This window comes from Streptomyces sp. NPDC058246 (genome assembly GCF_042881985.1).
GTDB lineage: Bacteria > Actinomycetota > Actinomycetes > Streptomycetales > Streptomycetaceae > Streptomyces.
In genome coordinates, this window is sequence record NZ_JBHVWZ010000013.1 from 1 (window position 1) to 23,001 (window position 23,001).

Here is a 23,001-nt window from a genome sequence, read left to right on the forward strand (position 1 = left end):
ATCCGGCCGCCGGCGCGGTGCGTGCGCGCTGAGTTGATTGGGGGCCTCCCCCTCCTTGCTCTGCTTTCTTCCTCTGGGGGGGCGCCAAAAACATCAACCCCCCCCCCCCCCGCTCCAGGTTGGCGCGTGCGAGGGGTCAGACCTCGACGACGACCGGGAGGATCATCGGGCGTCGGCGGTAGGTGTCCGACACCCACTTGCCCAGCGTGCGGCGGATGAGCTGCTGCATCTGGTGGGGCTCGACCACGCCGTCCTGGGCCGAGCGCTCCAGGACCTCCGTGACCTTCGGGATCACGTCGGCGAAGGCGGCGTCGTCGATGCCCGACCCGCGTGCCTGGACATGTGGACCGGCGTTGATCTTGCCCGTGCTGGAGTCGATCACCACGAACACCGAGATGATGCCCTCGTCACCGAGGATCTTGCGGTCCTTCAGCGCGGGCTCGCCCACATCACCGACGGAGAGGCCGTCGACGTACACGTATCCCGCCTGGACCTTGCCGGAGATCTTGGCCTTGCCCCCGACAAGGTCGACGACGACGCCGTCCTCGGCGATGACGATCCGGTCGTGCGGGATGCCGGTGAGGGCACCCAGCTCGGCGTTGGCGCGCAGGTGGCGCCATTCGCCGTGGACCGGCATCAGGTTCCGCGGCTTGCAGATGTTGTAGAAGTACAGCAGCTCGCCGGCCGAGGCGTGGCCGGAGACGTGCACCTTGGCGTTGCCCTTGTGGACGACGTTGGCGCCCCAGCGGGTCAGGCCGTTGATGACGCGGTAGACCGCGTTCTCGTTGCCCGGGATGAGCGACGAGGCCAGGATCACCGTGTCGCCCTGGACGATCCGGATCTGGTGGTCCCGGTTGGCCATCCTGGACAGCGCCGCCATCGGCTCACCCTGGGAGCCCGTACAGACGAGGACGATCTCGTGGTCCGGGAGGTCGTCCAGCGTCTTGACGTCCACCACCAGGCCCGGCGGCACCTTCAGATAGCCCAGGTCCCGTGCGATGCCCATGTTGCGGACCATCGAACGGCCGACGAAGGCGACCCTGCGGCCGTTCGCGTGGGCCGCGTCCAGGACCTGCTGGATGCGGTGGACGTGGCTGGCGAAGCTCGCCACGATGATCCGCTTGCGGGCACTGGCGAAGACCTGGCGCAGGACGTTCGAGATGTCGCGCTCGGGCGGGACGAAGCCCGGGACCTCGGCATTCGTGGAGTCCGAGAGAAGAAGGTCGATGCCCTCCTCGCTCAGGCGGGCGAACGCGTGCAGGTCCGTGAGCCGGCCGTCCAGCGGGAGCTGGTCCATCTTGAAGTCGCCGGTGTGGACGACCATGCCCGCGGGGGTGCGGATGGCGACCGCGAGGGCGTCCGGGATGGAGTGGTTGACCGCGACGAACTCGCAGTCGAAGGGGCCGATGCGCTCGCGGTTGCCTTCGGCGACCTCGAGTGTGTACGGCCGGATGCGGTGCTCCTGGAGCTTCGCCTCGATGAGGGCGAGGGTCAGCTTGGAGCCGATCAGCGGGATGTCCGGCTTCTCGCGCAGGAGGTACGGGACACCGCCGATGTGGTCCTCGTGGCCATGCGTGAGGACGATGCCCTCGATGTCGTCGAGGCGGTCCCTGATGGACGTGAAGTCCGGCAGGATCAGGTCGATTCCGGGCTGCTCCTCCTCGGGGAAGAGCACTCCGCAGTCGACGATCAGCAAGCGGCCGCCGTATTCGAAGACCGTCATGTTTCGGCCGATTTCACCGAGGCCGCCGAGCGGGGTGACGCGCAGGCCACCCTTCGGGAGGACCTGCGGGGCGCCGAGTTCAGGATGCGGATGACTCAAAAGACTCTCCTCACCACGCGCGCCACGTACCTGGCAAGGCACGTGGCGCGCGTGACGTTCGTGCAGTAGCAGTTGTCTGTGTGGGGTGCAGACCGCGACGGCCTGCGGATCATGCGTATTCAGTTGTGAAGTCTGTGGTTAGAGCTCTACCCCGCCCGCGGCAAGATCGATCTTGAGCTGGGCGGTCTCCTCGGCCGACAGCTCGACCATCGGGGCGCGCAGCGGTCCGGCGGGCAGCCCCTGGAGGGCGAGCGCGGCCTTCGTCGTCATGACGCCCTGGGTGCGGAACATGCCGGTGAAGACCGGGAGCAGCTTCTGGTGGATCTCGGTGGCCTTCTGAACGTCGCCCGAGACATACGCGTCGAGCATGGCGCGCAGCTCCGGGGTGACGACATGGCCGACGACGGAGACGAAGCCGACCGCGCCCACGGAGAGCAGCGGAAGGTTCAGCATGTCGTCGCCGGAGTACCAGGCGAGGCCGGAGCGGGCGATGGCCCAGCTGGCCCGGCCGAGGTCTCCCTTGGCGTCCTTGTTGGCGACGATACGCGGGTGCTCGGCGAGCCGCACGATCGTTTCGGTGTTGATCGGTACGCCGCTGCGGCCGGGGATGTCGTAGAGCATCACCGGCAGTTCGGTGGCGTCGGCGATGGCCGAGAAGTGCCGGTACAGGCCCTCCTGCGGGGGCTTGTTGTAGTACGGCGTCACGGTGAGCAGGCCGTGCGCGCCGGTCTTCTCTGCGGCGCGGGCGAGCTCGATGCTGTGGTGGGTGTCGTTCGTGCCGACGCCGGCGACGATGTGGGCGCGGTCGCCGACCGCCTCCAGTACGGCTCGTACGAGATCCGTTTTCTCCGCGTCGCTGGTGGTCGGGGACTCGCCGGTGGTGCCGTTGATGATCAGGCCGTCGTTGCCTGCGTCCACCAGGTGGGTGGCGAGCCGCTGCGCGCCGTCGAGGTCGAGTGCGCCGTCCGCCGTGAAGGGCGTGACCATGGCGGTGAGGACCCGCCCGAAGGGGGTCTGCGGAGTGGAGGTCGGAGCCATGGGTAACACGCTACTCGCTGCTCAACGCGTGGTCTGCCCTCGGGGGACACGACAAAGCCTGACAAATGCGGAGCCCGGCACTGCCTGCTCGGGGGTTCAAGCAGTGCCGGGTCCGTTTGATCAGGCTAGATGAACTTCTCGAAATGCCGCAATACGGACACTTCGCTCGGCTGATCCGTACATCAGTGCCGGAAGGCGTGCGGGAGTGCGCTACGGCGCCACGCGCCCGTTGGCGTTGAAGGCCGCGTACGTGAGCGGCATGAGCTTGGCCCACTCCGCCTCCATCTTCTCGCCGACCATCTCGATCTCGCGCTGCGGGAAGGACGGGACCTTGGCCAGCTCGTGCTGGGTGCGCAGGCCGAGGAAGTGCATCAGCGACCGGGCGTTGCACGTGGCGTACATCGAGGAGAAGAGGCCGACGGGCAGGACCGCACGGGCCACCTCGCGGGCCACGCCGGCGGCGAGCATCTCCTGGTACGCCTCGTACGCCTGGCGGTACGAGTCCTCCATCACACGGCCTGTGAGCTCCTGCTGCGCCTGGGTGCCCTCGACGAAGACGTACTTCCCGGGGCGGCCCTCCTGGATCAGCTTGCGGGACTCGTCCGGGACGTAGAAGACCGGCTGGAGCTCCCTGTACCGGCCCGATTCCTCGTTGTACGACCAGCCCACGCGGTGCCGCATGAACTCGCGGAAGACGAAGATCGGGGCGCTGATGAAGAACGTCATCGAGTTGTGCTCGAAGGGGCTGCCGTGCCGGTCCCGCATCAGGTAGTTGATCAGGCCCTTGGAACGCTCCGGGTCCTTCCGCAGCTCGTCCAGGGACTGCTCCCCTGCGGTGGAGACGCGGGCGGCGAACAGCACGTCGGCGTCGGACGCCGTGTGCTTGACCAGCTCGACGGTGACGTCGCTGCGGAAGCTGGGCTTGAGGTCGTCGGCGGGGGTGTCGGTCACGGTGCGGAGGGTCCTTCCCATCACAGGCTCGGGCGGCGCCCACTCTACGGCCCGGCACTGACAACGGGGCGTTCGGTGCCGTGCCGCGACATTCGTCGGCGAACTTCTGCGAATTCGGTGATTCTGGGCACCTCTTGGGGCATTCGCTCGTCTGTATTGGTGACGGCGGCTCCGTTCGAGTCGTCGGTCGCCGGACACCGATCCAGCCCCACGAGCCTCCAGAGGAGAAGCGACCCCCATGTTCCGTCGGCGCGAGCCCGTACCGTTCGCCTTCATCGCCGAAGCCGACAACTTCCGCAGCAATGTCACTCCCCCACCCCGCGAGCGGGCGACCGCCGGACAGATACTCGGTCGATGGCTCATAGGCCTCACCGTGGTCGCGGGCCTCGCCGGCTCCCTGATCCTCGGCATGCCCGCCCTGTCACAGGATCAGTCACCTGCGAAGACGCAGCATTCCGAAGCGTCGAACGGCCGCTGACTCATCCGGACCCCCAAGGGTGGTGAGCGGGCACCCGGCTCGATAGCCTCACCGGGCACAGCCCATGCGTGGATTGAGTGAGGATCAGTCGTGCCCCTGCCCTTCCTGACGGCGGACCGCGCCTTTGACGAGGCTTCGGACGATCTCGCGCTGCCCTTCGACGACCGCGGCCGCTGGCGGCGTCCCTACCGGCCCGGCCCCTGGCGGGTGGGCGCGGCCGCGCTCGTCCTGCTGCTCGCTTCCTACGTGCTGGTGGCCGCGGTGATCATCGCGGTCGCCGGGACCCTGCCCGCCGCGGCGGCCTGTCTCGGCGGCGCCGCGGTCGCCATATTCTGCGCGCTGCGGTTCCTGCGCGTGGGCGTGTGGGTGAGTTCACGAGGACTGCGCCGGGTGGGCTTCTTCCTGACGAGTACGACGCCCTGGGACCAGGTCGTCGCGGTCCGCACGGTGCAGCAGCCGGTGCGCTGGCTCGCACTGCCGCGCACCGTTCAGGGGCAGGCGCTGGTCCTCGTACGCCGGGATCGTGCCCCCGAGGACGTGCCGCCGCTGCTGACCACGCACAATGCCGACTTCCTGGCGCGTGCGGAGGCCTTCGACCGGGCGGCGGACGGCGTCGAGGTGTGGGCGGACGAGTACGGGCGGGGCTGACCCGTCGGTCACAGCAAGCCGAAAGGGCCGGTTCCGCGGAGCGCGGACCGGCCCTTCGTCATACCGACCAGGCCTCGCATCGACCAGGCCTCGTACCGACCAGGCCTCGTACCGATCAGGTCTCGTATCGACCAGGACGCGTACCGATCAGGTCTCGTAACCGATTAGGTCTCGTAACCGATCAGGCCTGGAAATCGATCAGGCCTCCACCGGTCTGCCCTCGCGCAGGGCGATCGCCCGTTGCATCGCCTTGCGGGCGCGTGGGGTGTCACGGGCGTCGTGGTAGGCGATCGCGAGGCGGAACCAGCTGCGCCAGTCGTCGGGGGCGTCCTCGGTCTCGGCCTTGCGCTTGGCGAAGACCTCGTCGGCCGAGTCGCGGTCGATACGGCCTCCCGGGGTGCGCCTCAACTCGTCGACGGGCAGGCCGCCTTCGGCGTCGAGCTCGGCGGCCAGCCGGTTGGCCTTCCGGACGAACTGGGTGTTCTTCCAGAGGAACCAGATGCCGATGACCGGCAGGATCAGCACCGCGACACCGAAGGTGACGGTGATCAGGGTGCCGTTCTGGATGAGCAGCACGCCACGGCTGCCGACCAGGACGAAGTAGACGACCAGGACGGCGGCCGTGATGGCGTAGGTGATCTTCGCGCGCATGTCTGCCGGCTATCTGTTGTACGTCCCCCGGCTCAGCCGAGGTCCAGGAAGTGTTCCAGGCCGAAGGTGAGGCCCGGCGTGGTCACCACGCGGCGGACGCCGAGCAGGATGCCCGGCATGAAGCTGCTGTGGTGAAGGGAGTCATGGCGGATGGTGAGGGTCTCGCCCTCACCGCCGAGCAGCACCTCCTGGTGGGCGAGCAGTCCCCGCAGGCGGACCGCGTGCACCGGGACGCCGTCGACGTTCGCGCCGCGGGCGCCGTCCAGGGCCGTCACCGTGGCGTCCGGCTGCGGGGCGCTGCCCGCGCGCTCCCGGGCCGCGGCGATGAGCTGGGCGGTGCGCGTGGCGGTGCCGCTGGGGGCGTCCACCTTGTTCGGGTGGTGCAGTTCGACGACCTCGACGGACTCGAAGTACGGCGCGGCGACCTCGGCGAACTTCATGGTCAGTACGGCGCCGATGGAGAAGTTCGGGGCGATGAGCACGCCCGTCTCCGGCGAGGCGGCCAGCGAGGTGTTGAGCTGCGCGAGGCGCTCGTCGGTCCAGCCCGTCGTGCCGACCACGGCGTGGATGCCGTGCCGTACGCAGAAGTCGAGGTTGCCCATGACCGAGGCGGGCGTGGTCAGTTCGACCACGGCCTGGGCGCCGGCGTCGACCAAGGTCTCCAGCTTGTCGCCCCGGCCCAGCGCGGCCACCAGTTCCATGTCGTCGGCGGCCTCGACGGCTCGTACCGCCTCGGATCCGATCCGGCCCTTCGCACCGAGGACCGCCACGCGCAGCTTGCTCATTGCTTCGTTCCTTACAGAGACCTTGCAGAGACCTTGCAGAGACGGGGATTACGCGACCGCGTCGTGCAGACGGGATGCCTGCTTGTCCTTGAGCGGGCCGATGACCGACAGCGAGGGCCGCTGTCCCAGGATGTCGCGGGCGACCGAGCGGACCTCGTCCGGGGTGACCGACGCTATCCGGGCGAGCATGTCGTCGACCGACATCTGCTCGCCCCAGCACAGCTCGCTCTTGCCGATACGGTTCATCAGCGCGCCGGTGTCCTCCAGGCCGAGGACGGTGGAGCCCTGGAGCTGACCGATGGCGCGGCCGATCTCGTCGTCCGACAGGCCGTGCTCGGCGACCTGGTCGAGCTCGTCGCGGCAGAGCTTGAGCACGTCGTGGACCTGGCTCGGCCGGCAGCCCGCGTACACGCCGAAGAGGCCGCAGTCGGCGAAGCCCGAGGTGTACGAGTACACGCTGTAGGCCAGACCGCGCTTCTCGCGGACCTCCTGGAAGAGGCGGGAGGACATACCGCCGCCGAGGGCGGTGTTCAGGACGCCCAGGGCCCAGCGGCGGTCGTCGGTGCGGGCCAGGCCCGGCATGCCGAGGACGATGTGGGCCTGCTCGGTCTTGCGGCCGAGCAGCTCGACGCGGCCCGCGGTGCGGATGGCGCGGCGGCCGTCGCGCGGGGCGATCGGCTCGGCGGCGGCCTCCTTGAAGGCGCCCGCCTTCTCGAAGGCGGCGCGGACCTGGCGTACGACCTTGTTGTGGTCGACGTTGCCCGCGCAGGCCACGACCAGGTGCGTCGGGTCGTAGTGCTTCTTGTAGAAGCGGCGGATGCGGTCCGCGGTGAGGGCGTTGACCGTGTCGACCGTGCCGAGGACCGGGCGGCCGAGTGGGGTGTCGCCGAGCATCGTGTGCGCGAACAGGTCGTGCACGCAGTCGCCCGGGTCGTCCTCCGTCATCGCGATCTCTTCGAGGATCGCGCCGCGCTCGACGTTCACGTCGTCCGCGAGGATCAGCGAGCCGGTCAGCATGTCGCAGACGACGTCGATGGCGAGCGGGAGGTCGGTGTCGAGCACGCGCGCGTAGTAGCACGTGTACTCCTTGGCCGTGAACGCGTTCATCTCTCCGCCGACCGCGTCGATGGCGGAGGAGATGTCCAGGGCGCTGCGCCGGGAGGTGCCCTTGAAGAGCAGGTGCTCCAGGTAGTGCGTGGCGCCGTTCAGCGTCGGGGTCTCGTCGCGGGAGCCGACGTGCGCCCAGATGCCGAAGGTGGCGGAGCGTACGGAGGGGAGGGTCTCGGTGACGATGCGCAGGCCGCCGGGGAGGGTGGTCTTGCGGACCGTCCCGATGCCGTTCTGGCCCTTGATGAGGGTTTGGGTACGGGCGACGGCCCGCGCCTCCGAGGTGGTGCGGGCCGTCGCCGTGGAGCTACTGGACGTCACTTGTCGGTGTCGTCCTTCTTCTCGTCGTCGCCTTCGCCCTCGATCACGGGGATCAGGGAGAGCTTGCCGCGGGAGTCGATCTCGGCGATCTCGACCTGGACCTTCTGGCCCACGCCGACGACGTCCTCGACGTTCTCCACGCGCCTGCCGCCGGCGAGCTTGCGGATCTGCGAGATGTGCAGCAGACCGTCCTTGCCCGGGAGCAGCGACACGAACGCACCGAAGGTCGTCGTCTTCACGACGGTGCCCAGGTAGCGCTCGCCGACCTCCGGCATGGTCGGGTTGGCGATGCCGTTGATCACTGCGCGAGCGGCCTCGGCCTGCGAGCCCTGCGCGGCACCGATGTAGATGGTGCCGTCGTCCTCGATCGTGATGTCGGCGCCGGTGTCCTCCTGGATCTGGTTGATCATCTTGCCCTTGGGGCCGATGACCTCACCGATCTTGTCCACGGGGATCTTGACCGTGATGATCCGCGGGGCGTTCGGGGACATCTCGTCCGGCGTGTCGATCGCTTCCATCATCACGTCGAGGATGTGGAGGCGGGCGTCACGGGCCTGCTTGAGGGCCGCGGCCAGGACGGAGGCCGGGATGCCGTCCAGCTTGGTGTCCAGCTGGAGGGCGGTCACGAACTCCTTGGTGCCGGCGACCTTGAAGTCCATGTCGCCGAAGGCGTCCTCCGCACCGAGGATGTCGGTGAGGGCGACGTAGTGCGTCTGGCCGTCGATCTCCTGGGAGATCAGACCCATGGCGATACCGGCGACGGGGGCCTTCAGGGGCACACCGGCGTTCAGCAGCGACATGGTGGAGGCGCAGACCGAGCCCATCGACGTCGAACCGTTGGAGCCGAGGGCCTCGGACACCTGACGGATCGCGTAGGGGAACTCCTCGCGGGTCGGCAGGACCGGCACGAGGGCGCGCTCGGCGAGCGCGCCGTGGCCGATCTCGCGGCGCTTCGGGGAGCCGACGCGGCCGGTCTCACCGACGGAGTACGGCGGGAAGTTGTAGTTGTGCATGTAGCGCTTGCGGGTCACCGGGGAAAGGGTGTCCAGCTGCTGCTCCATGCGGAGCATGTTGAGGGTGGTGACGCCCAGGATCTGGGTCTCGCCACGCTCGAACAGCGCCGAGCCGTGCACGCGCGGGATGGCCTCGACCTCGGCGGCGAGCGTACGGATGTCCGTGACGCCGCGGCCGTCGATACGGACCTTGTCCTTGATGACGCGCTCGCGGACCAGCTTCTTGGTCAGCGCGCGGTACGCGGCGGAGATCTCCTTCTCGCGACCCTCGAACTGCGGGAGCAGCTTCTCGGCGGCGATCTCCTTGACGCGGTCCAGCTCGGCCTCGCGGTCCTGCTTGCCGGCGATGGTGAGCGCCTGGGCGAGCTCGCTCTTGACCGCGGCGGTCAGGGCCTCGAGGACGTCGTCCTCGTAGTCGAGGAAGATCGGGAACTCGGCGGTCGGCTTGGCGGCCTTCGCGGCGAGGTCCGACTGCGCCTTGCACAGGACCTTGATGAAGGGCTTCGCGGCGTCGAGGCCGGAGGCCACGACCTCCTCGGTCGGCGCCTCGGCGCCATCCTTGACCAGCTGGATGGTCTTGTCGGTGGCCTCGGCCTCGACCATCATGATCGCGACGTCGCCGTCCTCCAGGACGCGACCGGCGACGACCATGTCGAAGACGGCTTCCTCGAGCTCGGTGTGCGTCGGGAAGGCGACCCACTGGCCGTTGATCAGCGCGACGCGCACGCCGCCGACCGGGCCGGAGAAGGGCAGACCGGCCAGCTGCGTGGACGCGGAGGCGGCGTTGATCGCCACGACGTCGTACAGGTGGTCGGGGTTGAGGGCCATGATCGTGGCGACGACCTGGATCTCGTTGCGCAGGCCCTTCTTGAAGGACGGGCGCAGCGGGCGGTCGATCAGACGACAGGTGAGGACGGCGTCCTCGGAGGGACGGCCCTCACGGCGGAAGAAGCTGCCGGGGATCTTGCCGGCGGCGTACATCCGCTCCTCGACGTCCACCGTGAGGGGGAAGAAATCGAGATTGTCCTTGGGCTTCTTGGAAGCACTGGTGGCCGACAGCACCATGGTGTCGTCGTCCAGGTACGCCACGGCGGAGCCGGCGGCCTGCTTGGCCAGGCGGCCCGTCTCGAAGCGGATGGTGCGGGTGCCGAAGGAACCGTTGTCGATAACGGCCTCGGCGTAGTGGGTCTCGTTCTCCACTAGCGTTTTCTCCTCGTCTTCGTCCCGTCCTGCCCGTGTGGCAGGGGGACGGTGGCGGAGAGGCGCGGCCTTCTGGTGCGGGCCGGTCTTCGATCGAAGCACCCGGGGCTCACAATCCCCCGGGGGCCACTACCGAGGACCGGCGGCGGCGAGGCGCGCTTCTCCTCGTTCGTTGTCGTGAAGGTGCCCTACCCGGCGGGTAGCGCCTCATCACTCTGTGTCGTACGTGCTGTGTCCTGCGTATTGCGTTGTGCTACCACACTACAAAGCGTCAGTGACACTCCGCACGTACAGAGACGTACAGCAGCACATACAGCAAAAGGAGCGGCCCCCAAAGAAGTGGGAACCGCTCCCTTCACGGCGTCTTACTTGGCGCCCGCCGCACCGCGGCGGATGCCCAGGCGTTCGACCAGCGTACGGAAGCGCTGGATGTCCTTCTTGGCCAGGTACTGCAGCAGCCGGCGGCGCTGACCGACCAGGATCAGCAGACCACGACGGGAGTGGTGGTCGTGCTTGTGGGTCTTGAGGTGCTCGGTCAGGTCCGAGATGCGGCGCGAGAGCATGGCGACCTGGACCTCGGGGGAGCCGGTGTCGCCCTCCTTCTGGCCGAACTCGCCGATGATCTGCTTCTTCGTAGCGGCGTCGAGCGACACGCGTACTCCTCGTAGTCTCATGTGTGCCACCGAGTGCCCCTGGTCCACATCTCAGGGGAGCTTCCGTTACTCGGGAGGCGGGGATCCGCTGGGCGCGACCTCCAGAGCGGTGCTCCGGGGGTGCGTACACAAACGGCCGTTACACAGGATACCAGCCTGGGCGGACGCGTCTGTCCGGGTCTCCGAACCCGCCGAACGGCGCGGACCTGGCCACTAGGGTGACGGCACAGCTCATTCGTACGCGGGGAAGGGGCCGCCGGAACATGGCCGAGGAAGCGGACAAGGACGTCAAGGCGCGCAAGGAGCGGGAGAAGGACGAGCTCTACGCCCTCGACATCTCTGGCGTCGAGTGGCAGAGCGCGCCGGGCACGGAGGAGCACGAGGAGCGGGTCGAGATCGCGTATCTGCCCGAGGGCGCGGTGGCCATGCGTTCGTCCCTCGACCCGGGCACGGTCCTGCGATACACGGAGGCCGAGTGGCGGGCCTTCGTGCTCGGGGCCCGGGACGGGGAGTTCGATCTGGAGCCGGCGCCGCACAACGGCGGGCTCGCGGCGGACTAGGCCCGTCCGGCGGATCAGGCCGGAGGAAAGCGGCGACGCCTCGGAGCGAGAACGGCGGGGGCCGCCGCGGAGATCTTTCCGCGGCGGCCCCCTCATGCTGTGCCGGCGCAGGCTTCTGCCGTGTCAGTGCACGCATCCGCTGTGCCAGTCCACGCACCCGCCGTGTCAGTGCACGCTTTCGATCCCCACCGCGGCCAGCACCGGATCGTGGGGACTCGAGAGGGGCGCCGAGAGCTGGCGGGGTGAGAAGAACGCCCTGCCGTGTTCCACGAGGATGTCGGACCACTCGGGGGTTTCCATGCGATCGGCGCCGCTCGGCATGCCGAAGAAGAGGAACGGCGTCTCCTTGCCGGTCGCGGGGTCGATGCTCACGATGGCGGCGGGTCCGACGTAGTCGGCGCTCGGCCGGTAGACGAGGAGCTTGTCCCCGCTCATCTTCACGGGCCAGACCGCCTGTTGGGGCCGTCCGTCGAACTTGCGCAGGGTCTTGCCCGTCTTCACGTCGAAGGCCACGATCCAGTTCTCCGGCTGGTCGATGTCGCCGTCCGCCTTGCTCGCGACGAAGATCTGGTCCTGCCCGACAACCATCGCGTAGCAGTTCTCCATCACTCCGAAGTACTGCGTCCCGTCGAACGAATCACCGCACATGGGGTCGAAGCGCCCACCCTGCATGGAGATGGTGGCGCTGTGCCGGCCCTGGTCGTCGAGGGTGATCAGATCGGTCACGCCGTAGTCCCCCGCCCCGACGGCGAGCACCGGCGGATCGGAAGAGGGCATGTAGACGCCCGAGATGCCGTCCTTGAGCTTGTACGTCCACCGGGGCTTGCCCGTACGGGGATCGATCTTCTGCACCCGGTACGCGTGCGTGGACTCCTCGCCGCACCGGAGCAGGACCAGCAGACTGCGGCCGCCCGCGAAGCCGACGTCCTCACATGTGGAGACGGCGGTGCTCTTCCAGAGCTGCTTGCCGTCGCTCATGTCGTAGGCCACGGAACCGTTGCCCCATGCCACGGCGACCGTGCCGCGCGCCATGCTCAGATTGATGTTCGTCACGTACGCGGTCTTCGCGTCGGGCATGGTCGTCCGCCACAGCTGCTTGCCGGTGTCGAGGTCGAAGAAGACCACCTCGTCGCAGATGCCCGCGTCCTTGGTGCCTTTGCGCTTGCGCGGCTGGACGACGACGGCGGTGCGGCCGTCCGCGGTGACGTGCTTGGTGGTGGCACAGATGTGGCCGTCCAGCTTGATGGTCCACGCCGCCTTGTCCACGCCGAACTTGAACCCCGTGATGGTGTTCTTGATGCCCTTGGCGAAGATCTTGTCGGTCGCCCAGGTGCCGGGGGCGTACCGAGTCTCGTCGTCCGTGAACTTCTCCTCGTCGAAGTCGATGACGAGTTTGCCCTCGGGCGTGCTCGGCACCTTCTCGACCGTCTCCCTGATCTCGTCCGGGGCCTGTGGGGCGGCCTTCGGCGCGCTGTTGGCGGGGGTGCCGTCACCGGTCGCGTACATGAGAAGCCACCCGCCCGCGCACAACACCACGACGAGCACGGCGGCCACGACGCCGAAGAGTTTCGTACGACGCTTTCTTCGCTCGTTGTCCGCCGCCAAGGCGGATTGGGTGTACGGGGACGGGGGCGGGCCGAAGCTCACGCGCGGGAGTCCTTTCGGTGGGAGCCGTTCGGTCTTGGCGGGGGAGCTCCCTACTATGCCCGCTCACTGATCGTGTACATGCAGGGGCCAACGCAGCTGCCCCCATGGACCTGTTTGCCCGCTTTGATGGTCAATGGTGGGCGTGCGTAGGCCACTTCTGGGCAGGGTGTGACGTAGCGGGCAGTCGCGGTGGGGTGGACAGGCCTGCCCCAGTGACAGTCATGGTGATTAGGCTGGGGCCGGGCGCGACGCCAGAACCCGTGGACGGGTCGGCCGCATCCCGGGGGGAGCCGGTGCATTTCGGACGACCTCGAACGACTACGGACGACTACAGGCGTCTACGGACGACAGGAAACGGTCGCCCCGGCACGGCTTGAGGGTGCTCGACCACACCAGGAGGAATTGTGAACAGCGATCGGGACGGGATCCGCGGGGGCTGGGCCACACCCGGCGATGACCAGTCCGACGCGGAGTCCGCCGTCGAGACGACGGGCGAGTTCACCATCGACTACGCGCCGCCCGCCTGGTACACGCAGAACGCGTCCGGGAGTTCGGCGGATTCTGGAGATTCGGCCGATACCGAGGGTTCGGACGATACCGAGGGTTCGGACGATACCGAGGGTTCTGCGGCTGCGGGAGATTCCGGGGATTCCGGGGACTCGTCCGGATTCGCGGACTCCAGGGACGCGTCCTCGGAGTCCGGGGCGGCTGCGGGGACTTCGGAAGCGGCTGCCTCTTCGGAGGCTCCGGCCGTGGCGCCCGTCGCCGCCGCGGGCGGTCCTACGGCTCTGCCGAACTTTTCCGTGGGCGGGTTTCAGGGGCAGTGGACTCCTCCGGCTCCGCCGGCGCCTCCGACCGCTCCGGCTCCTCCGACTCCTCTCGCTCCGGTTGTTCCCCCGATCGCTCCTCCGGTTGGCCCGGTCCCGCCGGTCGCCGCTGACGAGGAGGCGGAGTCCGGAAACGGGGATCTGGAGAGTGGCGCGACCATGCGGATCTCCGCTGTCGCTCTGAAGCGGGAGTTCGCCGAGCGGGCGGCCGCGGCCTCGGAGGTTGCGGAGGTTGCGGAGACCGCGGCCTCGGAAGCCACGGAGGCCGCGGAAGCGGGAGCCGAGGCCCCTGCTGAGGTAGCCGTGGTCGACCCTGAGGTCGAGGGCGAGCCCCGGACCGAGTCCGAGTCCGAGTTCAAGTCCGAGTCCGAGTCCGAGCACCAGTCCGCGGAGGCTTCTTCTGACGCCGCCGCCGACGTCGTACATGCAGAGCCGGAAGAAGCAGCGGCCGAACTGGCCTCCGCCGGTGCCGATTCGCCCGGTTCGGATTCCGCCGATGAGCTGAGCCATGCCTCCGACGGGGTCGCCGTCGAACCCGAGCCGCGGGACGACGTCAGCGATGCGGTGCCGGCTCCCTCCGCATCCGCCGCGCTCGACGCGGAGCCGGCGGGAACCGAGGCCCGGGACAGCGAGCCTCAGGACGCCGCGCCTCAGAAGAGTGAGCCTCAGGACAGCGAGCCGCAGGACGCGGTTCCCGGGGCCGGTTCGGAGGGATCCGAGGCCGTGCAGGACGCGCCCCCGGCCTGGGCTCCGCCGCCGCTGCCGCAGGGTGGGCTGCCGCCGCTGCCGCCCGCCTACCAGCCCGCGGCGCCCGCTCCTGCGGCCCAGTGGCCCGCGTCCACGGAGCCGACGCCGGTGCCGGCCGAAACCGTACAGGCTCAGGTGCCACCGCAGGCTCAGCCGCCGGTAGTGGCCCCGGGCCGGCCGTTCCAGCCGCCGGCACCGCAGCCGGGACAGCCCTTCCAGCCGCCCGCGCCTCCGGCGTGGCCCTCCCCCGGCGTGCCCGTCTCGACGGATCCGGCACAGCGGCCGGGGCCGGTACCCCAGCCCGTCCAGCCCGCCCAGCCCGTGGCGCCTCCGGCTCCGGCTCCGGCACCGGCTCCCGCTGCCGTGGTTCCGGCTCCCGCCCCACACGCCGACGCTCCCGCTCAGGCACCGCAGGGCAGCTACGGCTTCCCGCAGCCCGGCACCCCGCCCCAGGCACCGCACGGCAGCTACGGCTTCCCGCAGCCGGGCACCCCGCCCCAGGCACCGCAGGGGAGTTACGGCTTCCCGCAGCCCAGCACACCCTCTCCGAGCCCCACGCCGCAGGGCAGTTACGGCTTCCCGCAGCCCGGCGCGCCGGCCCCGGGACCGGCGCCGGTCACCCCGCCCGCGCCGCCCGCGCAGAGCTCCGGCTACGGATTCCCTCAGCAGAACGCCCCAGCCCCGGCCCCGCAGCAGGGATACGGCTTCCCGCCGCACGCGCCCCACCCGGCGCAGCCGCCCGCGCCCGCGGCACAGGGGTCCCCGCCGTACCCGCAGCAGGCGCAGCAGCCGCAGCCGCAGCCGCCGGTGCAGCCTCAACCGGGCCAACCGGGCCCCCAGCCCGGCCGGCAGGAGCCCGGACAGCAGCCGCCCGCCATCCCGACGGCACCCGTCGACCCGCGCGCCGGAGCCGCCTGGCCGCAGCCCGTGCAGCACGACCAGCGGCAGCCCACCAATCCCGGTGCCGCCCCTCTCGGGTACACGGCGGCGGTGGAGCTCTCCTCCGACCGGCTGCTCAACAACAAGAGGCAGAAGGCGAAGAGCGGCCGTCCCGCGGCGGGCGGGGGCCGGTTCAAGCTCGGCGGAAAGAAGGAAGAGGCCGAGCGGCAGCGGAAGTTGGAGCTGATCCGCACTCCGGTGCTCTCCTGCTATCGGATCGCCGTCATCAGTCTCAAGGGCGGTGTGGGCAAGACGACCACGACCACCGCGCTCGGCTCCACGCTCGCCACCGAGCGGCAGGACAAGATCCTCGCGATCGACGCCAACCCGGACGCCGGTACGCTCGGCCGCCGTGTGCGCCGCGAGACCGGGGCCACCATCCGTGACCTCGTCCAGGCGATCCCGTACATCAACTCGTACATGGACATCCGGCGGTTCACCTCGCAGGCGCCGTCGGGCCTGGAGATCATCGCCAACGACGTGGACCCGGCCGTGTCCACGACCTTCAACGACGAGGACTACCGGCGCGCGATCGACGTGCTCGGCAAGCAGTACCCGATCATCCTGACCGACTCCGGCACGGGTCTGCTGTACAGCGCGATGCGCGGCGTGCTCGACCTCGCCGACCAGCTCATCATCATCTCGACGCCGTCGGTCGACGGGGCGAGCAGCGCCAGTACGACACTGGACTGGCTGTCGGCGCACGGGTACGCGGACCTGGTGTCGCGCTCCATCACCGTCATCTCCGGAGTGCGCGAGACCGGCAAGATGATCAAGGTGGACGACATCGTCAGCCACTTCGAGACGCGCTGCCGCGGTGTCGTGGTCGTGCCGTTCGACGAGCACCTGGCCGCGGGCGCCGAGGTGGACCTCGACATGATGCGGCCCAAGGTGCGGGAGGCGTACTTCAACCTCTCCGCGATGGTGGCCGAGGACATCGCGCGGCACCAGCAGTCGCACGGGCTGTGGACGAACGACGGCAACCCGCCGCCGGTGGCTGCCCCGCCGATGCCGGGTCAGTACGCTCCGGGACAGCCGGTCCCCGGGCAGCCCGCTCCGGGCCAGGCCCCGCAGCAGCCGATGCCCGGACAGCCGTACGCCCAGCCCGGCCAGCCCTACCCGCAGCCCGGCCAGGGATACCCGCAGCCCGGCCAGCCCTACCCCCAGCCGGGCCAGGCATATCCCCAGCAGCCGCAGCCCCCGCAAGCGCAGCAGCACCCCCAGCCCGGGCAGCCGTTCCAGCCGAACCAGCCCGGCCACCCCTTCCAGCCCGGCCAGCCGGCACCGGGTCAGCCCTACCAGCCGAACCAGGGGCAGAACCCGCCCCCGCCCGCGCCCCCTCAGCAGTAACAGCGGTAACCCGATCGGCCCCTTCCGAGGGGCCGATTCACGCGAAGGCCCGCACCGTTCCGTCACGGTGCGGGCCTTCGCGTATCCAGGGACGAAACAGGGCGCCAAGCCCTGGCCAGGAAGGCGTCACCGGTCTGGACCAATGGGCGCGAAATCCGCGCCAACTCGTTATTTCCGCAGGCCACATGGGGTTCACGCGCCGTTGACGTGTGCAGACCGCCGCTGATAGACACACAGATCAATCCCGCCGGCGTCACCAGTCACCCGATCACGTAGTTCAACAGGCCATCCCCATGCGAGCGATGACGCGAGGTCACCGACCCATGAACACACAAGATCAACACGACAGAGGGCACCCGCGCCCCGGGACCCGTCTCCGACTCCCCCGGCTCGTCGCCGTCGCGGGCGCCGCCGCACTCACCCTCTCCGCCGGTCTCGCGACCCCGCTCAACCCGGCACCCCAGCAGGCCCAGGCCAAGGAGAGCAAGAAGGTCCTCACCGTCGCGGTCGCGCAGAGCGTCGACTCGCTGAGTCCGTTCCTGGCCTCGCGGCTGGTCAGCACGAGCATTCACCGGCTCATGTACGAGTATCTGACCAACTACGACCCGGCGGACAACCACGCGATCCCGGGCCTCGCCACCAAGTGGGAGCCGTCCGCCGACAAGCTCACCTGGACCTACACGATCCGCTCCAACTCCAAGTGGTCCGACGGTCAGCAGGCCACCGCCGAGGACGCGGCGTGGACCTTCAACAAGATGATGACCGACCCGGGCGCGGCCACGGCCAACGGCAGCTTCGTCGGCAACTTCAAGAAGGTCACCGCGCCCAGCGCCACCAAGCTCGTCATCGAACTGAAGAAGCCGCAGGCCACGATGGCCGCGCTCGACGTGCCGATCGTGCCCAAGCACGTCTGGGAGAAGGTCGGGGACTTCTCGAAGTTCAACAACGACAAGAGCTTCCCGATCGTCGGCAACGGGCCGTTCATCCTCACGGACTACAAGGCCGACAGCTACGTACGCCTGAAGCCCAACAAGACCTTCTGGCGCGGGGCTCCCAAGTTCGACGAGCTGGTCTTCAAGTACTACAAGGACGGTGACGCCGCCGTCGCCGCCCTGCAGAAGGGCGAGGTGTCCTTCGTCTCCAACCTGACGCCTGCCCAGTCGGCCGCGCTCAAGAGCCAGAGCGACATCAAGGTCAACGACGCCCCCGGCCGCCGCTTCTACGCCCTCGCCACCAATCCGGGCGCCCAGGCGAAGAACGGCAAGCACTTCGGTGACGGAGCCGAGTCGCTGCTCGACCAGAAGGTGCGCCAGGCGCTCTTCATGGCGATCGACCGCAACACCCTCATCGACAAGGTGTTCCAGGGCCACGCCGTCGAGGGCGAGGGCTACATCCCGCCGCGCTTCTCCACGTACTTCTGGAAGCCGTCGGCGAGCCAGGAGCTCGCGTACGACCCGGCGAAGGCGGCGCAGCTCCTCGACGAGGCGGGCTACAAGAAGAACGGTGACGGCAAGCGCGTCGAGAAGAACGGCAAGCCGATCAACTACCGGGTCCTGTGCCATGCCACCGACCCGAACGACAAGGCGGTCGGACAGTACCTGAAGGAGTGGTTCGGCAAGCTCGGCATCGGTGTCACCCTCAACTGCCTGGACAACGTGACCGACCCGTGGCTGGCGGGCACGTACGACCTCGCGTTCGACGGCTGGTCGGTCAACCCGGACCCCGACTTCGTGCTGTCCATCCACACCTGCGCCGCCCTGCCCGCGACCCCCAAGGACACAGGCGCGACGGACAACTTCATCTGCGACAAGAAGTACGACGACCTGTACGACCAGCAGCTCGCGGAGTACGACTCCGCCAAGCGGGCGGACCTCGTCAAGCAGATGGAGTCGCGGCTCTACGACACCGGGTACATGAACGTCATGGCGTACCCGAACGCGGTCGAGGCGTATCGCACCGACCAGATCAAGTCGATCGAGACGATGCCGAAGGCCGCGGGCAACATCTACGGCCAGGACGGTTACTGGAGCTGGTGGTCGGCGGTTCCGGCCGGCTCCTCCGGTGCGTCCTCCGACGGTTCGAGCTCGACGGGCGTCATCATCGGCATCGTCGCGGGCGTCGTCGTCCTCGCGGGCGCCGGGGCGTTCTTCGCGATGCGCCGCCGCTCCACGGCCGAGGACCGCGAGTAGGACACGCAGGACGCCCCCACCGAGGGGATCCCATGAACGTACGAGCGAATGAGTAGTTCATGACCGCTGAGGCAACACCCTCGCTGGTCGAGGCGACCGACGGTCCGGCCGATGCCGGGCCGTCGGTCCGCGGGCCACGGGCGCGCACCCGGACCGCTTATCTGCGGTATGTGGCGGGCAAGCTGGGCGGCGCGGCCGTCTCGCTGCTCGCCGTCCTCGTCACCAGTTTCTTCCTCTTCCGGCTCATCCCCGGCGACCCGGTCAAGTACATGACGGGCGGCCGCCAGGTGTCGGCCGAGCAACTCGCCAACTACCGCAAGGAGTTCGGGCTCGACCTGCCGATGTGGGAGCAGTTCACGGACTACTGCGGCAAGGCGCTCACCGGTGACCTCGGCACCTCGTACCAGTTCCGGGCGCCCGTCATCGACAAGATCACCGAGGCGCTGCCGAACACCCTCCTCCTCACCGGGACGGCGTTCGTCCTCTACACCGCTCTCGGCATCTTCATCGGCACCCGCTCCGCATGGCGCAACGGCAGGCTGAGCGACCGGCTCAACACCGGTCTGGCGCTGACCCTGTACTCCATCCCGTCCTTCTGGCTCGGGCTGCTGCTCATCATCGTCTTCTCGGTGGGCATGGGCCCGATCCCGGGTCTCTTCCCGACCGGCGGCATGGAGTCGGGTGGCAAGGAGGGCTTCGCGTACGTCGTCGATGTCGCCCACCATCTCGTCCTGCCCGTGGTGACACTGGTCGCCGTCGAGTACGGGCAGACGCTGCTGGTCACGCGCTCGGCGCTGCTCGACGAGATGGGCAGCGACTATCTGACGACGGCCCGGGCGAAGGGCCTGCGGGACGATCTCGTACGCCGTCGGCACGCCGTGCCGAACGCGCTGCTGCCGACGGTCACGCTGATCTTCATCAACCTCGGCCGTACGGTCGCCGGTGTGATCCTCGTCGAGACGGTGTTCTCCTGGCCGGGCCTCGGCGGACTCTTCTACCAGGCGCTGAGCGTGCCCGACCTGCCACTGGTGCAGGGGCTGTTCTTCGTCTTCGCGGCGGCGGTGATCGTGATGAACACGCTGGCCGATCTGATCTATCCGCTGCTTGACCCCCGGGTGGGCCGATGACCACGACCGAGTCGGACGGGCCGATGACGACGGAAGCAACTCCGCCGGTGGCCGCCGCCAGTCCGCGCACTCTCGCCTGGCAGCGGCGCCGCCACTCCGCCGCCCGCTTCTGGCGGCAGTACCGTACCCACCGGGCGGGCGTCTTCGGGCTCGCCGCGCTCGGCCTCTTCGCGCTCATCGCGCTCACCGCGCCGCTGACCGTCGGCTCCGACGTGCAGAGCGTGACGAACGCGCCGGGGCGGCCGCTGGAGAGCCCGAGCGCCGAATTCCCGCTGGGCACGGACCAGTTCGGGCGCACTCTGCTCGGTCTCGTGGTCTGGGGTGCCCGGGTCTCGCTGCTCGTCGGGCTGCTCGCGGCCGTGCTCTCCGTCGCGATCGGCGCGCTCATCGGGATCACCGCCGGGCACTTCCGCGGCTGGTACGCGACCGTGCTGATGCGGATCACGGACTGGTTCCTGGTCATGCCGACCCTGGTCCTCGCGATCGCGCTGGCGACCGTCATGACCCGCTCGCTCGGCACGATCATCCTGGCGATCGGCGTCACGACCTGGCCGACGACGGCCCGGCTGGTGCGGGCGCAGACCCTTGCCGTGGAGTCGCGGCCGTACATCGAGCGGGCCAAGGCGCTCGGCGGCGGCCACTGGCACATCATGACCCGGCATGTGCTGCCCAATGTGATGCCGCTGGTGCTGGCCCAGACGACCCTGATCATCTCCTCCGCGATCCTCGCCGAGGCGACGCTCGCGTTCCTCGGCCTGGGCGATCCGACGGTGGTGTCATGGGGCGGGCTGCTCCAGGACGCGCGGGAGGCCGGGGCGGTCAGCGCCGGCAAGTGGTGGTACCTGGTGCCGCCGGGGGTCGCCATCGCGGTGGTGGCGCTGGCGTTCACCCTCTGCGGGCGCGCGGTCGAGTCGGTCCTCAACCCCAAGCTGGGGGTGGCACGTTGACGCTGCTGGAGGTCAGAAACCTCGAAGTGACGTATGCGAGCGGTGCGGCCGCCGTGCGCGGTGTGGACCTCTCCCTCGACGCGGGCCAGAAGCTCGGTATCGCGGGCGAGTCCGGCTGCGGCAAGTCAACCCTGGCGCTCGCGCTGCTGCGGCTGCTGCCCGCCGGCACGCGTACGAGCGGGGAGGTCCTGCTCGACGGCGAGGACATTCTGAAGATGAAGTGGGGCCGGGTCCGGGCGGTCCGCTGGGCGGGCGCCTCCATTGTCTTCCAGGGCGCGATGCACTCCCTGAACGCCGTGCACCGCATCGGCGACCAGATCGCCGAGCCGATCCTGCTGCACAAGAAGGCGACCGCGGCGGGCGCGAGGAGGAAGACGGGCGATCTGCTGGAACACGTGGGCCTGCCGGCCGCCCGTGCGGACGCCTACCCGCACGAACTCTCCGGCGGCCAGCGGCAACGCGTCATGATCGCCATGGCGTTGGCCTGCGACCCCCAGCTCGTCATCGCCGACGAACCGACCACCGCGCTCGACGTGATGATCCAGGCACAGATCCTGCGCCTGATCCAACAACTGGTCACCGAGCAGGAGTTGGGGCTGATCATGATCAGCCACGACCTCGCGGTGCTGTCCGACACCTGCGACCGGCTCGCCGTGATGTACGCGGGCCGCGTCGTCGAGGAGGGCCCGGCCCAGCAGGTGTACGAGGATGCCCGACACCCCTACGGCAAGGCGCTGTCGGCCGCCTTCCCGCGCATCGGCGACACGGCGTCGCGGTTCGCGCCGCGCGGGCTGCCGGGCGACCCGCCGGATCCGTCGGCGCTGCCGTCGGGCTGCACCTTCCATCCCCGGTGTCCGGTGGCGCTGGGCGCCTGCGCGACGGACGACCAGGCGCTGCGGGACGCTGGGGCGGGCCGGTGGGCGGCCTGTGTCCATGTCCCGGCGCCGGCCACCCCGGTGGGCACCGAAGAGGCGAGGAGCGGCACCTCATGACGACGACCACGCCCATGACGGCGGCCACGCCCGTGTCGGACGGGCCTCTCCTCAGCGCGAGGGGCCTGCACGTCTCCTTCCCCGGCCGGCACGGCGCCGCCCGGGCCCGTGCCGTCGACGGCGTCGACCTCGACATCCGGCCCGGCGAGATCGTGGCGCTGGTCGGCGAGTCGGGGTGCGGCAAGACGACGCTGGCCCGCTCGCTCCTCGGCCTCGTCCCGCCGACCGGTGGCGACGTCACCTTCGACGGAAAGCCGCTCGACTACTCCTCACGCGCGCTGAAGGCCTACCGCAAACGCGTTCAACTGGTCCTCCAGGATCCGAGCGGCTCACTCAATCCCCGGCACACGGTGTACGACGCGGTCGCCGAAGGCCTGCGCATCCACGGGTACGGCGGCGACGAGCGGGCAGCGGTGGCGGAAGCCCTCTCCAGGGCCGGCCTTCGTCCTCCCGAGCGCTTCTTCCTGCGCTACCCGCACGAGCTGTCCGGCGGCCAGCGGCAACGCGTCGTCATCGCGGGCGCGCTCGTCCTGGAGCCGGAACTCATCGTCGCCGACGAGCCGGTGGCCTCCCTGGACGCCTCGGTACGCGGCGAGATCCTGGCCCTGCTGCTGCGCCTGCGCGCCGAACTCGGCCTGTCCGCACTGGTGGTGACCCACGACCTGGGTCTGGCCTGGAACATCGCCGACCGGGTCGCGGTGATGTACCTCGGCCGGATCGTGGAGACCGGCGAGGTCGAGCAGGTACTGACCGCACCGCAACACCCGTACACCCAGGCCCTGTTGTCCGTTCTCCCGGAGGCGCCCGGCGATCCGGTCGTGCTGACCGGCGAACCCCCGGACCCCTCGCGCATCCCCTCCGGCTGCCGTTTCCACGCCCGCTGCCAGATCCTGGCGAGCGGCGAGGCGGAACGGGCGGGCGTCGCGGACGCGTGCCGGGGCCGCGACCTGGAGGTCCTCGACGGGGGCGGCGGGACGCAGGTGGCCTGCCACTGGGCGCGGGCCGCCCC

17 protein-coding genes and 1 pseudogene are annotated in these 23,001 nt (G+C 69.5%); 9 read left to right on the top strand and 9 right to left on the bottom strand.

What is annotated here, in order from left to right:
• Positions 1–136 precede the first annotated feature (136 nt).
• The 3 genes from ACFVXA_RS20215 to thyX form a co-directional block, all read right to left on the bottom strand.
• Complete coding sequence (locus tag ACFVXA_RS20215; RefSeq protein WP_362033678.1) at positions 137–1,822, bottom strand: ribonuclease J; 1,686 nt, start codon at positions 1,820–1,822, stop codon at positions 137–139.
• Positions 1,823–1,960: 138 nt separating this feature from the next.
• Positions 1,961–2,860 carry a 4-hydroxy-tetrahydrodipicolinate synthase gene (dapA, locus tag ACFVXA_RS20220; protein WP_362033681.1) on the bottom strand — a complete coding sequence of 300 codons (900 nt, stop codon included), beginning with the start codon at positions 2,858–2,860 and terminating at the stop codon, positions 1,961–1,963.
• 210 nt (positions 2,861–3,070) lie between these two features.
• Entirely contained in the window at positions 3,071–3,811 is a 741-nt protein-coding gene (gene thyX / locus ACFVXA_RS20225) for an FAD-dependent thymidylate synthase (RefSeq protein WP_362033684.1), read from the bottom strand.
• 238 nt (positions 3,812–4,049) lie between these two features.
• On the opposite strand from thyX, the gene ACFVXA_RS20230 reads away from it, so the two are divergent.
• Together ACFVXA_RS20230 and ACFVXA_RS20235 are read left to right on the top strand one after the other, a co-directional pair.
• On the top strand, positions 4,050–4,289 hold the full coding sequence (locus ACFVXA_RS20230; protein WP_362033687.1) for a hypothetical protein: 240 nt from the start codon (positions 4,050–4,052) through the stop codon (positions 4,287–4,289).
• Between the two features lie 90 nt (positions 4,290–4,379).
• Entirely contained in the window at positions 4,380–4,937 is a 558-nt protein-coding gene (locus tag ACFVXA_RS20235) for a hypothetical protein (protein WP_383748456.1), read from the top strand.
• A gap of 198 nt (positions 4,938–5,135) precedes the next feature.
• Here ACFVXA_RS20235 and ACFVXA_RS20240 read toward each other — a convergent pair whose 3' ends face one another.
• The 5 genes from ACFVXA_RS20240 to rpsO form a co-directional block, all read right to left on the bottom strand.
• Complete coding sequence (locus ACFVXA_RS20240; RefSeq protein WP_362033693.1) at positions 5,136–5,588, bottom strand: hypothetical protein; 453 nt, start codon at positions 5,586–5,588, stop codon at positions 5,136–5,138.
• Positions 5,589–5,620: 32 nt separating this feature from the next.
• Positions 5,621–6,373 carry a 4-hydroxy-tetrahydrodipicolinate reductase gene (gene dapB, locus ACFVXA_RS20245; protein WP_362033696.1) on the bottom strand — a complete coding sequence of 251 codons (753 nt, stop codon included), beginning with the start codon at positions 6,371–6,373 and terminating at the stop codon, positions 5,621–5,623.
• A 48-nt stretch (positions 6,374–6,421) separates the two neighbouring features.
• Entirely contained in the window at positions 6,422–7,801 is a 1,380-nt protein-coding gene (locus ACFVXA_RS20250; RefSeq protein WP_390025882.1) for a M16 family metallopeptidase, read from the bottom strand.
• Positions 7,798–10,014: a polyribonucleotide nucleotidyltransferase gene (locus tag ACFVXA_RS20255; RefSeq protein WP_362033702.1), complete on the bottom strand. Its 2,217-nt coding sequence runs from the start codon at positions 10,012–10,014 to the stop codon at positions 7,798–7,800. Before ACFVXA_RS20255 ends, ACFVXA_RS20250 begins: the two co-directional genes overlap by 4 nt.
• A gap of 365 nt (positions 10,015–10,379) precedes the next feature.
• A complete protein-coding gene (gene rpsO / locus ACFVXA_RS20260) occupies positions 10,380–10,667 on the bottom strand; it encodes a 30S ribosomal protein S15 (protein WP_362033704.1) in 288 nt (95 codons plus the stop codon).
• A 263-nt stretch (positions 10,668–10,930) separates the two neighbouring features.
• Here rpsO and ACFVXA_RS20265 point away from each other — a divergent pair, with 263 nt between their 5' ends.
• Positions 10,931–11,227: a DUF397 domain-containing protein gene (locus tag ACFVXA_RS20265; RefSeq protein ID WP_362033707.1), complete on the top strand. Its 297-nt coding sequence runs from the start codon at positions 10,931–10,933 to the stop codon at positions 11,225–11,227.
• Positions 11,228–11,392: 165 nt separating this feature from the next.
• Here ACFVXA_RS20265 and ACFVXA_RS20270 read toward each other — a convergent pair whose 3' ends face one another.
• Complete coding sequence (locus tag ACFVXA_RS20270; RefSeq protein ID WP_362033710.1) at positions 11,393–12,874, bottom strand: PQQ-binding-like beta-propeller repeat protein; 1,482 nt, start codon at positions 12,872–12,874, stop codon at positions 11,393–11,395.
• Positions 12,875–13,278: 404 nt separating this feature from the next.
• Between ACFVXA_RS20270 and ACFVXA_RS20275 the strand changes: the two genes are divergently transcribed.
• From ACFVXA_RS20275 to ACFVXA_RS20300, 6 genes and pseudogenes are all read left to right on the top strand, one after another.
• Complete coding sequence (locus ACFVXA_RS20275) at positions 13,279–16,737, top strand: SCO5717 family growth-regulating ATPase (protein WP_390025884.1); 3,459 nt, start codon at positions 13,279–13,281, stop codon at positions 16,735–16,737.
• A 323-nt stretch (positions 16,738–17,060) separates the two neighbouring features.
• Positions 17,061–18,926 carry an ABC transporter substrate-binding protein gene (locus ACFVXA_RS20280; protein ID WP_362033716.1) on the top strand — a complete coding sequence of 622 codons (1,866 nt, stop codon included), beginning with the start codon at positions 17,061–17,063 and terminating at the stop codon, positions 18,924–18,926.
• A 59-nt stretch (positions 18,927–18,985) separates the two neighbouring features.
• Entirely contained in the window at positions 18,986–20,053 is a 1,068-nt protein-coding gene (locus ACFVXA_RS20285; RefSeq protein ID WP_383746201.1) for an ABC transporter permease, read from the top strand.
• Positions 20,050–21,000, top strand: a complete 951-nt coding sequence (locus tag ACFVXA_RS20290; RefSeq protein ID WP_383746199.1) for an ABC transporter permease — start codon at positions 20,050–20,052, stop codon at positions 20,998–21,000. The genes ACFVXA_RS20285 and ACFVXA_RS20290 overlap by 4 nt, the downstream gene beginning before the upstream one ends.
• Positions 20,997–21,992: an ABC transporter ATP-binding protein gene (locus ACFVXA_RS20295; RefSeq protein ID WP_390025886.1), complete on the top strand. Its 996-nt coding sequence runs from the start codon at positions 20,997–20,999 to the stop codon at positions 21,990–21,992. Before ACFVXA_RS20290 ends, ACFVXA_RS20295 begins: the two co-directional genes overlap by 4 nt.
• Positions 21,989–23,000: pseudogene (locus ACFVXA_RS20300) on the top strand (ABC transporter ATP-binding protein); the annotation flags it as partial. The gene ACFVXA_RS20295 and the pseudogene ACFVXA_RS20300, both read left to right, overlap by 4 nt.
• Between the last annotated feature and the right edge of the window lies 1 nt (position 23,001).